6 protein-coding genes are annotated in these 13554 nt (G+C 35.5%); all 6 read left to right on the top strand.

Annotation, left to right across the window (positions count from 1 at the left end):
- Positions 1–226 precede the first annotated feature (226 nt).
- The 6 genes from EG358_RS14700 (at position 227) to EG358_RS14675 (ending at position 13540) form a co-directional block, all read left to right on the top strand.
- Positions 227–838: a hypothetical protein gene (locus tag EG358_RS14700; RefSeq protein ID WP_076559431.1), complete on the top strand. Its 612-nt coding sequence runs from the start codon at positions 227–229 to the stop codon at positions 836–838.
- 17 nt (positions 839–855) lie between these two features.
- Positions 856–1875 carry a hypothetical protein gene (locus EG358_RS14695; RefSeq protein WP_076559433.1) on the top strand — a complete coding sequence of 340 codons (1020 nt, stop codon included), beginning with the start codon at positions 856–858 and terminating at the stop codon, positions 1873–1875.
- A complete protein-coding gene (locus EG358_RS14690; protein ID WP_076559435.1) occupies positions 1875–6677 on the top strand; it encodes a hypothetical protein in 4803 nt (1600 codons plus the stop codon). The genes EG358_RS14695 and EG358_RS14690 overlap by 1 nt, the downstream gene beginning before the upstream one ends.
- A 482-nt stretch (positions 6678–7159) precedes the next feature.
- A complete protein-coding gene (locus tag EG358_RS14685; protein WP_076559437.1) occupies positions 7160–8011 on the top strand; it encodes a hypothetical protein in 852 nt (283 codons plus the stop codon).
- 2 nt (positions 8012–8013) lie between these two features.
- Complete coding sequence (locus EG358_RS14680) at positions 8014–9432, top strand: autotransporter outer membrane beta-barrel domain-containing protein (protein ID WP_076559439.1); 1419 nt, start codon at positions 8014–8016, stop codon at positions 9430–9432.
- Between the two features lies 1 nt (position 9433).
- Positions 9434–13540 (top strand): pyocin knob domain-containing protein, encoded by a 4107-nt coding sequence (locus EG358_RS14675; RefSeq protein ID WP_076559441.1) that lies wholly within the window; start codon positions 9434–9436, stop codon positions 13538–13540.
- The last annotated feature ends 14 nt before the right edge of the window (positions 13541–13554 follow it).

Here is a 13554-nt window from a genome sequence, read left to right as displayed (position 1 = left end):
CCTTCAGAGGAAGTCTGTTTTAGATTAACTGGCTTTAGCAGCAATACAATAAAATGCATGGTTTTCTTGATGATGACCATGCAATTCATTAATTGATAGGGTTGATAAAGAGGAATGAAATCAAGAATCACTCAAAAAATAGAGAATTTTTACTAAAGCAATAAGCCTGAAAAGACAGATCACTCCCAATTATCAATTTTATCAAAAACTAATTTTAAATCATTAAATGAGTACACCATTACATACAATCTTCAGTTGGTTTGAAGCTGGAGATTTTCCAACGCAAACACAGTTTGAAGATACTTTTTCATCTTTTCATCACAAAGATGACTTGATTCCTAGGGAGAATATTGACGGGTTTGAAGAAATTTTTCAATCATTTACCCTACAGATTGATGATATTAAAAAGATACTGGTATCGAGTGATCTGTCTCTGGACGAACTTCAGGAAATAGTCGATTTCATTAAAAAAAACCGGCAGGACATTGAAGCTTTAAAAGCTATGCCGATAGGAGAATCCAGGGAAGATAAAGTGAAACTGTTATTCGATTATGATTGGTTAAACAGTCCGAAAAATCAACAGGAATTTAATAAGCAAATCTATGATAAGGTTTTGCTCATCTCACAGACTTCTACAAGTGCAGTGGTACAAGTGACAGGAAGCACAGTTTTCCCAAACACCTTAGAAACTGAAAATGTAATCATTCAGGCCCGGGATAGTGTGACGGGTAAAAAAATAAATATTGACGATTACGCAACCAATCAAACCATAGAAATTAAGATGCTGGGAGATCTTCCCAATCCAATTAACATTCTCATTTTAAAAGTTAAACCATAAATAAAAATAAAATAACCATGAATAATAACGCAGTAATAAGTAATAACGCACATCAGGATAATTTTTTTGGAGAACTGAAACGTACCAGATTCCAATATTTTGACACATTTCCGAGTACAGATAATGTGCCTGCAGGTTGGGTAATTGATTATAAACGTGAGTTGCATCAATGGAACGGTGCCGAATGGATTAATTTAGCCCAAAATTATGTACATCCTGATTATCCGCTGACCAATAATCCTTTTCAGACAGATCAGACTGGTGGACTTCTATTGCTAAGCCAGATCCTGACGAATAGTTCGGGACACGTTATTAAAGTAGCGGGCCGAAACCTTACCAATGCAGATATCGTCTCCATTTTCCTGAATGATGCTACGCAGTCGGGTACCTATACATGGTCATCTAATAAGATTAAAACTTATATTGAAAACTTAATAGGGCAAAGCCTTACAGGAGCATTAATTTATCAGCCGGGAGGCTATATCCCTGCGACAGTTAAAGGATCAATGTCCACTCCTTCGCCAATTACATCAGCTACCATTAAAACAGGGATGGTCTGGGTGATTACGGCAAATGGTTGGGTGGGTGATGAGCCCGTTTCAATCGGTGATCATCTTATTGCTAATACCGATAATGCTTCTAATGTTGCTACAAATTATCAGATTATAGAAAAAGGAATTCCTGATATTGTAGATGCTACAGATACAGTGAAAGGACTTATTCAGATCGCTACAGATGTTGAAGCTATTGTGGGAACTGATGCTGTTAAAGCAATGACTCCAAAATCGACGAAAGCTGTTTTGGATGCAAAAATTAAAAGCAGAACATGGCAGATCGGTGACGGCTCATCTGTAACTTTTTCATTAACGCACAACTGGGAAACCCGAAACGTTGATTATACCTGCTACCGAAATGCAGATAACAGGAGAATAAATCTCAGCTGTGTACCTGTTACCGAAAATGATGTGCAGATCGATGTTTTGGCACCTCTTACTCCGAACGAATATAGAATAACCTTAACTGCAAGATTAGATTGATGATCGCACCCGAATATTTTAATAATCACGTCGCCGTTGAAGGCGAAATTATCGTAAAAAGTGTTCCAAACGAGGCCGGTTTTGTGTTAGTTTGGAACCCTACTACAAAAAAAATCAGTAGAAGAACACATACAGAAATAGTTTCTGATTTAAATTTAGTAACATCAAATCAGCTAGGGAATTATTGGCAAAAATATGATGGCAGTTTCAGAGGTATTAATGATGATGATGGGCAGAATTTTTCATTTCTTACAAATGGTGGTGGTAGTGCAAAAAAATTAAACACAGGTGGATTATTGACCTCTGATTTATATTCAGACCAACAATATATTCCAACAAATGGAATTTATTCAAAAGGAAATATTGCCACTTTAAATTATGGATCAGCAAGTGATTGGAATGCTAAAGTAAGTCAAAGTCAATTAAACGATTATATTACTTTAAATACAGAACAAAACATAGAAGGTGCCAAATGGTTTAAAACTATTGGAGGTAATCAATATCTTAATCATAGATTAAGAATAATATCAGAAGATAATTCAAATCCTGGAATGGTATTCTATAAATCAGGGGTTAATGTTGGAACTATTCAATATGATGGGTCAAACTATCTCTTTACTACCTCTGATACTAATGCTTTCGCAAATTTAGCTTCAGCTGGATTTATTAAAGAAGGTTCAAATGATGGTTATGCACTACTAGGAGGTGGAGGTCACAAACCAATTTCAGATTTTGCATTAATTAATCATACTCATAGTTTTCTACAATCAACAGCTACTGGAGAAGCTGATTTGAATAATCTTATTAATGATTATACGTTTAATTATTATCCAGTAATATATCCTACCTCAACTAACTTATTTCCAAATGCTGTAGATAATGCAAATGGTTTAATATCAATAAATACACACCCTGGTTATGGTATTCAATTGGGTATTAATACTTATGGTGATATTTATAAAAGATCTTTGCACACTGGTAATTTTTCAGGATGGTCTAAAATTGTTACATCAACCGATTCTGATAATTATGTTACCATTAATACACCACAATGGATTATAGCTGATAAAAATTTTGCTTTAACTTCTAACGTTTCTTTTTATGGTAATGAACAAAATCAAGTAGATGTTTGGAAGACTTCATCATCTATTAATAGTATTGTTTCAGGACATATTTATCATTTTTATAATACAAGATGGAAGGTAGGTAATAAAAGAGGTGGTAGTTCTGATAGTTTAGGATACGCTTTCCAGTTTTCCTCTGATGGTGGGGCAAATTATTCTGAACAGGTATTAATTCAACCTGATGGTAATATTCTTACGTCTAATTTTGGTTCTGCAAATCTGTGGAATGCTAAAGTAGATCAAAGTCAATTAGCAAATTATCAACCATTAGGACAATATGTAAGAATTGGAGGAACTGGAACAACTGGTAATAATATACTACTCGGCTGGACTGGTTCTCAATTACAAGCAACTGTTGATGCTACAACAATTGGTAATTTATGGCACTCAGGGAATTTTAATCCTTCTAATTTTCTTCAAAATGATAAGATAGCATCAAAATCAATTGGTGTTGTTGCCACAACTTTAGATGCAGAATTACCAAATGGGGGTTTTATTTCTAGTTATTATTCATCTAGTTGGGCTGGAACTGATAGACCAGATGGAGCAAGTTATGGAGGTTATATAAAATTTTCAGAAGTCGGGGGAGACAATAATAATTTAGATTTTTATTATAATAACGGTCACAATGGTGATGTTTCAAGACTTTGGTTTAGAACAAAAGAAGCTGTTAATGGTGTAAGACCTTGGATGGAATTATGGCATTCAGGGAACTTTAATCCAAATAGTTATGTCACCATTGATACGCCACAAACTATAATTGCACATAAAACATTTTCTGGTGCTGAAGGAAATGGTTACACAGGTGCTGGTATAATGATTAACGGTAATGGCAGCTCAAATACCATTTATCCTACTTTATCCTTTCATCAGCCGACATTGTATGCTGGAACTATTAGCCATAGAGGGGATGGTTTTTACTTCATGAATATTAACGGTGATGGTTTTGACAATGTAAAAGCTAACGGATTTTTGAAATCAGGATCACATGATGGCTATATATTATTAGGTGGTGGTGGACATAAGCCTGTTTCCGATTTTGCTACTTCTGCACAATTAGCAAACTATCTGCCATTGTCAGGTGGTACTTTAACTGGAGGAGGTAGAATTAGTGAACAAGGTGTTATTACAATTCAACAAGCATCAACATTAAATGCCACTGGATTATTCTGGGAAAAGATGGATGATTCTGATTTTATGGCAGGTATTGGCGCTTTAACTACAGGAGATAATTTTGCTCATGTTTATATGGGATGGGGCTTAACACCTTGGGCTTTTGCAAATAGTTTAGCTGTTGGGGAAAATGCATTTCGCTATAAAGATAATCAAGTTTGGCACGCAGGAATTTTCAATCCTGATTTATATTTAACGATAAGAGGTGGTCAAGATACAGCATTAATAGCTAAAACAGATTTTCCTTTATCTATAACAGATTATGCTGGAGACCCAGCATTAACAAATTTCCAAAGTTATTATGGAACTTCATTTCATTTCAAAGGAGGAAACACCTGGTATAACAGATTAGATTTCCCAACAACTGCTGATAACTTATTTTTATATCAAGGTATCAACACCACCGATATGTCTTTGAGGGGTTATATTCCTATTATTGACATCAATGCTATAAACTGGACTTCTCTGAATTTTAGCCCTGATTCAAAAGTAAGCAAATCAGGTGATACCATGACCGGAGCATTGCGTATTGGTAATACTAACATAGGCAAACAAAGAGTTCTTCATTTAGCAGAACCCACTTTATTAGATTCTTATGGGTTTGATTTCTATACAGATACCAATACAGGGTTATTAACTCTGCATAGTTTAAATAATGGACTAAACAATTCGGCACCAATTTTATCAGCAAACAGGGCGAATAATTTTGTTGGTATAAATAAGGAAAACCCTACAACTGAATTAGATGTTAATGGTAATATTACTTCAAATGGTTTTATTAAGAATAATTCATCCGATGATTACTTCCTTATGGGAGGTGGAGGCCAGCTTACAAAATATAGTAAGGATGATGCATTTGTTAATTCATATAGAGATTTTACAGATGGTACATTAATTACAACAAATATTGACTATTCGCAGACTCAGGGAGAATCTTTTCTTTTAGAAATTAAGGGTAATATGTACGGAGGTGGTATACCGATGGATACAAAAGTTCAGGGTTACATCTATGCAGATACTATCATCAATCAGTCAGGATATTCAACCTATTCAGATCTTACTACTATTATTGCAGTAAATATCAACGGAAACCTATGTTTTTGGTTTCCAAGATTGTGGTACTGGCAAGGATTTTCAGTAAAAGCTATAACCACTGGCGGTGGCGGTCAAACAACTGTTAATCGCGTAGTTTCAATTGATAACTCAGCTGAACCAGTAGGAACGAAACAAGTAAAGATAGCAATCTATACATTAGCAACACAGAACTGGGTAAATAATCAAGGATTTCTGACCTCAGCAAATTTAAATAGCTATGTCACACAATCTGCTTTAAATGCTCAATTAGGTAGTTATGCCACATTGAATGGTGTGCAAACTTTCGCCAATACAAATACTTTTTTACAAAGTCCTGTTATTCCAAATGGTACAATTGGTGTTCATGCCGTCAATTTAAATCAGTTATTAGATGTAGCACCACCTTATCATTGGAACTATGTAGGTCAACCAGCTATCACTAATAGACGGGTTCTAAGCGAAATGACCTGGAATAATTACGGGAATGGCCATACTATATTTGATATTTCAAGTGGTACAACTCCTTGGGGAACTTCAAAATCAAATGTAGACGCAGAATACCAGTGGAATCCTAGTTATCCAACGTTAGTAGGTGGAAATGGCTCCGGAACTTATGGTGTAAGAGTAGATAGCGCAAGGAATGCTGATAATTTAGGTGGAATTTCATCAGGCAGTTATGCAACACAAACATGGGTTGATAGTAATTTCATTTCTAATTCACATCCTGTAAATAATATAACTCAAGCTAATATTAATTCATGGAATGCGGCAGCAGGAGGAAGTTCTCATACCCATTCCAATTTATCTTATCTAAATAATATTGACCAATATTTAGGGACAGGACAAGCTCCACAATTCAGCAGTGTGAGATTAATGAATAGCATAGGTTACGGAACATTAGCCTTAGAAGAAGATTACATTGACGGAGAAGCTGGACTTGTTGATTTATCTAATGAAGTGTTCTACGCAGGTAGAATCAATGAATACATTAAATACGGCTCATCATTTAATGGATTTGAAGGATTAAATATTCATTTTGATGCAAAGTTACTTGGTATAGGAAGAGAGGCAGGTAATCATGAAGATAAAGTTCAGATAGCTGGAGATTTATCAGTAGATACGGTTGACATTCATAACACTTCTATGCAGTTGATTCTTAATCCTCTGTATAACACAGATGGAGATGTAAGACGTTCTAGAAATGCTCATATTTATATTGTAACAAGAGAAACCGTAAGATTACCACAAAAACCAATATTAGGACAGCGTATTGAAATCTTCAATGATAGCGACAGCTATATAGAAGTGACTCATGATAATGTAGGGACAATGTTTAAGGTTCCTGGTTTTTGTAAAATAACAGGTATAGCTGCTAATAAAGGATTCAAATTTGATACGGAGCCAATTTATACAAAGCAATATGACATCTAATGAAGAAGTAGTAAAATACTATTTTTTTGTCTACTGCAACTACAGAATACAGAGATCAAAAAACTTTCATAAGAACTAAAAAATAGTGAATTTTGAACTTGTAATTACAAAGCAGTATCATCAGATTTTACAATAATAATGGTTGCTGCAACTACAGAATGGGGAAGGCAAAAAACTTTTATAATACCCAAAAAAAATTGAAATTTGAGCTCTGAATAATTACACTCTAGAGTAAGTTGAAATTGTTATAAAAAACGGTAAGTGAATTTGTTGAGGTGACATACAGTCACCATATTTACAACGGACACTGTTTTTTTAGTAATGATCTTATCAGTAATTCATTCGCAAATACTCTGATAAAGAAGGGGGTGAAATCAAAAATAGCTTAAAAAGATATAGCATTCATATAGGATATTAAACTTATGAATCATGTAGACCTTCCCCAATTATCAATTTTATCAAAACTAATTTTCAATCATCAAATGAGTACACCACTAAATACAATTTTCAGTTGGTTTGAAACTGGAGATTTTCCAACACAAACACAGTTTAAAGAAACGTTTCTGTCTTTTTATCATAAAGAAAACTTAATCCCTATGGAAAGTATTGAAGGGTTTGAAGAAACTTTTCAATCATTTGCAAGTGCAGAAGCTTTCCAACAGCATTTAGCAGATTCAATGGCTCATTCGGGATATCTGGCTTTGCTGAATGCGGATAATTTAACAGCAACTCATGTTAGTAGCTGGAAAAATAAACTCGGAATCAGCAATGTTGCTACGACTGACAGTTCTGATCAGTTGGGGAACGTGTACACAAAAATACAGGTAAATGGTTTTGTCGATGAATTGAAAGATGCAGATAAAGACCTGACACTGGAGATAGAAAATATTAAAAACAAACTATTATCAAACGACCTTTCTTTAGATGAACTTCAGGAAATCGTAAACTATATCAAAGAAAACACGCAGCAGATAGAATTGCTAAAAGACGATATTATCAGAGGCAGTTATGATGATAAAATAAACGTTGTCGGAACATATTCAAACTGGAACGCAATCAAATATCAAAATCAGTTTAATGATCAGGTGTACGATAAAATCAAAAATATCGAAGACGCAGCCAGTTTAGAAAAAATCAAGTACGAAGAAAGAGTGAGGGGAGACTCTAGAATAAAACATGATCTTGATACATTAAGCTTTGTGATTGATGCATACGACACAGTTACAATGTTTACAGTTCCCCTTAAGGTGAGACGAATAGACAACAATACTATTGAAGTGCTGTTTGATTCTGTACCACCCAATATAATTCAGTTAACAATAAAAAAAATATAATTATGGACATTAAATACGCTTATTACAGAAGCTCTGTAGGTTACAAAATTGAAGGTAAAACAGACAATGATATTTTAACCGCTGGAGGTAGCACAAGACCGATCAATTCTTTTTGGCATGATGGAAATTTGAACCCATTAGATTATGTGCCAAAAACAAGAACGTTAACAATCAATGGGACAGCCTATGATTTATCAGCAAACAGAGTAATTACAACGCCAGACACGATTACCCGTCTGAAAGGGGGTGCATCTGGAACTCTAGTCTCTGGGGATGTGACCCTTGCAGCAGGAGCTAATATGACGATCAACCAAACCGGAAGCACAATTACATTAGTTTCTACAGATACAACGTATAGTGCAGGTAATGGTTTGACATTGTCTGGTACTTCATTTTCACTACCGGTTACTACGTCAGGTACAGGGAATGTGGTTACAGGAATTACTCAGACCGCCAACGGAATTACGGTATCTCTAGGTTCTATGCCTACTGCGGCAGATTTGGCTAATTATGTTCCTTTATCACAAAAAGGCGCAGCGAATGGGGTTGCTTCATTGGATGCATCAGGCTTGGTTCCTGCATCTCAATTGCCATCGTATGTGGATGATGTTTTGGAAGGATATTATAAAACGGCTGATGGAAAATTCTACAAAGAAGCAGCATATACCAACCTCATCGCAGGAGAAACGGGTAAGATATATGTATCTCTTGATACCAACAAAACCTATAGATGGACGGGTACAACATTTGTCTATATCACCTCCGGAGCTGTAGATTCTGTCAATGGATTAACGGGAGTTGTGGTTTTAAATAAATCTCATGTTGGCTTAAGTAATGTTGATAACACGGCAGATGCAGCGAAAAGTGTTCTTTCCGCTTCAAAATGGACGGCAGCACGAACGATTACGCTTTCCGGAGTTACCTCAACAGCACAGACGATTGACGGTTCAGGAAACGTTGCAATTCCTGTTACTGCTGTTCCTGCAACATTATTGACGGGGACTGCAGCAATCAATACCACAGGGTCAGCTGCAAAATTGACAACAGCGAGAACAATTTCTGCTTCAGGTGACGCTACATGGGCCACAACCTTTGATGGTTCTGCAAATGTTACTTCAGCGTTGACATTAGCTGCAACAGGAGTAGCGGCCGGAACTTATGATGAAGTTACAGTAGATGCTAAAGGTAGAGTCGTTGCAGGTAGTAATATTGTAAGATCATACACTACTGCTATTTCCGGTACTTCAAGTATAGCACACAACTTAGGGACTAGAAACGTAGATGTTGACATGTACGATACTGTAACATTTTACAAAATCGAAGGCAGAATAAAACTTACCGATCCGAATAAAATAGATGTAGAATTTGATTCTGCTTTACCTAATACTGTATCTATAACAGTAACCCGTAAAGATATTTAAAATGGATGTTAAATACTCATATTATAACACCTCCAAAGGTTATAGAGTGACGGGCGGTACTGCCGCCCACTTTTTAAAGGCGGATGGTAGTTTAGATAATACTTCATATATTCCTGCGAATACAGAAATTAATATGGGGGATAAAAACCTCAATTTTACTTCCGGAAGCCTTTCAAAATTTGAAAATAGCTCACGGGTTTTCAATAAAGTTTACCAAAGATCTAGTAATGCCAATCAGGTTGGGATTTTGAGCTTTAAGTTTCCACAAGCAAGTACATCTGCAACAATGTTTGATGTAACTTTAAAAATTTATGGTTGGCAAAATAGAATTTTAGGTAATATAAGAATTGGATTCTATAAGATAACCGGCGTAGCGGTTAACGGAAGTCATAAGGCTATTATTGAGTGTTCAGATAATTTCCCTACGAATATAATTAATGTGGGAATTGATGCGGCTGGAATGGTTTGTATCAATATAGGTGAAGCAACAACAGTATGGAATACCTATCTGAATGTTGAAGTTGAAAGGGTAGTATCTTTCCATTCTGGTGCAAATTTTGATTGGTCAAAAGGCTGGTTACAAACCATTGAAACAGACGTTTCTTCTTATATTTCAATTGCTAATGTTGCTACAGAAGTAGTGGCATCCAGAAGTTGGACTGATGCAAACAATATAGGTTCTATTCCAAAAGCCCCAACAGCGTTAAGCGATAATAGTTTAAATACGATCACAACGCCTGGTTTTTATAATCAAACTGCTGATGCTAATGCAACCATAGCAAGAAATTATCCTATTGCTAATGCCGGGTCTTTAAATGTTTATAGAACTACAATCAATGGTGTAATACAAGAATATACTACTTATAACAATAATATAACTTATAAAAGAAATTATAACGGTTCTTCTTGGGGGGTATGGAAAACAATGTTAAACAGTGTTGATCTAGGAAGTTCTGCTATAACATCAAATACAAATCAAACTGGATTAACAGGTGATAAAACAACATCGGGTAATTGGATATTTAATGGAACAGGAGCAAATAGTTTAACAGTATTAAGACCAGGTTCCACTATCAATAATAGTATTGCTTTAGGTTTTGATACACCTTCTATGTATATGGGACTAGCTGATGCTGATACATTTGCAGTAGGAACAAATGCAAATTTAGTTTTATCTAATAGAACTTTTTGGGTCGATAACATAGGCAATGCTTCTTTAAAAGGTAATTTAAATTTTAATAGTGAACTTATTTTGCAAAGAAATAATGTTACGAGATTTAGAACATCAGGAACAGACACTGTAATTTCATCGGAAGGAACTAATATTTATCTTAGACCAAAAGGAGATTCATCGAATGTAAATCAAATAATATTCAATAATAATACTTCTCAATACACTGATAACCATAATATATTATTAGGAACTCAAACGAGCGTAGGATCTTCAGTTTTTCATACGGGTGTGGCTGGTGCATTATCGGGATATGGCGCATGGATGGGACATAATTTACAATGGGATGGAACAAATTTCATTCAACCAAGAGGTAATTTACATTCATGGGGATTTACTGCCAACAATCACAAAGGTTTTTCATTTAATTTTGGACTTAGCACAGGAACTAATGGAGGCATAGTAAGCTTAACTGAGGTTTTGAAAATAGATAATTCAGGTTTGATTACTACTTTAAATCATGGTAACTCTTCTCAATGGAACACTGCATTTAATTGGGGAAATCATGCCAATGCAGGGTATGCCACTACTGCGCAGTTAGGTTTGTATATCCCATTGTCTCAAAGAGGTGCTGCAAATGGTGTAGCTACATTAGATGCTGCTGGATTAATACCGACTACACAATTACCAAGTTATGTAGATGATGTTATAGAAGGTGCAAGTTTAGCAGTAATTAATGCATTACCAGCAAATGAAAAGCAGACCGGTAAAATATATGTCACAACAGATACCAATAAGTCTTACAGATGGAGCGGAAGTGTCTTTGTGGAAATTTCATCAGGGGCAGTTCAAAGTGTAAATGGTCAAACAGGTGTTGTTAATTTAACATATTCAGATGTTGGTGCATCAGCAGTGAACCATACCCATACAATTGCTCAGGTCACAGGATTACAAAGTGCATTAGATGGTAAAGTAGACGATTCTCAGGTTTTGACAAATGTACCGGCAGGTGCAGTATTTACTGATACTATTTACACTTTACCTACAGCGACAAGTACTAATAAAGGTGGTGTTGAAATATTCAGTGACACTGTACAAACAGTTGCATCGAATACAGTTACAGCTGCAGCAAGCAGAACCTATGGTATTCAGTTAAACTCCGCAGGTCAGGCTGTTGTTAATGTGCCTTGGGTTGATACAAATACAGCTTATACCGCTGGGAATGGATTAACATTAACAGGAACTGCATTTAGTTTACCTATCACAGTATCAGGTTCTGGTAATTATATCACAGATGTTGCTCAAAATGCCAATGGAATTACAGTTACTAAAGGTAATTTACCTTCCTATTCGCTTACAGTAGCAACATCAACTTCACTAGGAGGGATAAGATTATTTTCTGATGTTGCAAATAATATGGCCCCAAATTCAGTTACAGAAATAAAAGGACGTTCTTATGCTGTGCAACTGAATAATAATAATCAAGCTGTAGTAAATGTTCCCTGGACAGATAGTAACACAATCTATACAAGCAGTAATGGTATTGTCTTATCAGGAACCAATTTTACGCCAACATACGGAACAACTGTAAATACTATTGCACAAGGTAACGATTCAAGAATTAATAACGGTGAAACTGCATTTGGTTGGGGAAATCATGCCAATGCAGGATATCTTCCCTATTCTGCATTATCAAATTATTACACTAAAAACGAGTCTTTAAATTTATTTGTAAAAAGCAGTGGTGTTGAGACTATATCAGATACTAAGACATTTACTCATAGCCCTGTTATTCCAAATGGAACCCTCGGTGCACATGCAGTAAATAAAAGCCAAATCGAATTAATCACTAGTTCTGAAAGCGAAGGCGGACAACAATTATATATAAGCGGAAATAATTCTGTAAATCTTACCAATTACTTTGTAACATCAAGAGACGGATCAAGAAATCCAGATGATATAACACCAAACTCTACTCCCCGAAGGGTGAGATTTGATTTTGCTAATTCTACGAGTGCTGGTTTGGGAGGTTCTGGAAATTACGCAGGTATTATGACTTTTGCTCCTTGGGACGGTACAACTGCTTCTACAGGTGATTCTTCTTATCAGTTGGCATTTGCAAATCAAAGTGGTAGCAATGGTGCGGGAGCTCCAATGTTGAAACTTAGAAAAGGAATTGATGATAAATGGGGTAAGTGGACTAAATTCTGGACAGATGCAGATTTTACCAATTTAAATATTCAGCAATGGAATTATGCTTCTCAATATGGATTAAAACTAAATGAAGAATTTTCCATCAATACAGGTTCAAGATTAATGCTTGCAGATGGCTTCTACGGAAATGAATCGGGGATGATGGATCATACTTTTGAAAGATTTGTTTCGGGTAAACAAAATGAATATTATAAATATGGTTCACGTTACGGCAATTTTGATGGGTTAAACTTCAATGTAGATACACAACTCTTCGGAATGGGAAGAGAGGCTAATAAGGATGATAAGTTGACTGTAGAGGGATCTGTAAAGGCAAGTAAAAACTTTAAATCAGAAGATGAAAATCCTGATACCCTATTTATTCCTAATGGTAACTTAGCTACTTTAAGAGATGAAATTGTTAATGATCAATCTGATTATGCCATTAGATTAGATCCACACGAATATAATATAGATCCTTCCGGCGTCCTTGCTGTAGATGATAGAAATAGACTGATCCATATTATTGGCGAACAGGTTAAAATGACTGTTGATTTTAAAAGAGTTTATCCTAAACAACAGATCGTCATTTACAATTTTGATCAATCTGGAGGCACAATGGCGGTTAAAATACAAGGCAAGCTTATAGCTACTCTTAGTGCACGTTGCTTTCTTAGATTGTATGTAACGAAATCACAAAGAGTAATTGCTGAAAGACAACAACCATGTGACTTTGTTTGGTAGGAATTAAAACGTTT

Origin of the sequence: Chryseobacterium indoltheticum, assembly GCF_003815915.1 — a bacterium.
Taxonomy (GTDB): Bacteria; Bacteroidota; Bacteroidia; order Flavobacteriales; family Weeksellaceae; genus Chryseobacterium; species Chryseobacterium indoltheticum.
Note: the sequence above shows the minus strand (reverse complement) of the source record. Positions and strands in the feature narration are given on the sequence as shown.

What these genes read in the sequence shown, in the direction of transcription:
- EG358_RS14700 (WP_076559431.1), top strand. Translation starts at nt 227, where the DNA reads ATGAGTACACCATTACATACAATCTTCAGTTGGTTTGAAGCTGGAGAT.
- EG358_RS14695 (WP_076559433.1), top strand. Translation starts at nt 856, where the DNA reads ATGAATAATAACGCAGTAATAAGTAATAACGCACATCAGGATAATTTT.
- EG358_RS14690 (WP_076559435.1), top strand. Translation starts at nt 1,875, where the DNA reads ATGATCGCACCCGAATATTTTAATAATCACGTCGCCGTTGAAGGCGAA.
- EG358_RS14685 (WP_076559437.1), top strand. Translation starts at nt 7,160, where the DNA reads ATGAGTACACCACTAAATACAATTTTCAGTTGGTTTGAAACTGGAGAT.
- EG358_RS14680 (WP_076559439.1), top strand. Translation starts at nt 8,014, where the DNA reads ATGGACATTAAATACGCTTATTACAGAAGCTCTGTAGGTTACAAAATT.
- EG358_RS14675 (WP_076559441.1), top strand. Translation starts at nt 9,434, where the DNA reads ATGGATGTTAAATACTCATATTATAACACCTCCAAAGGTTATAGAGTG.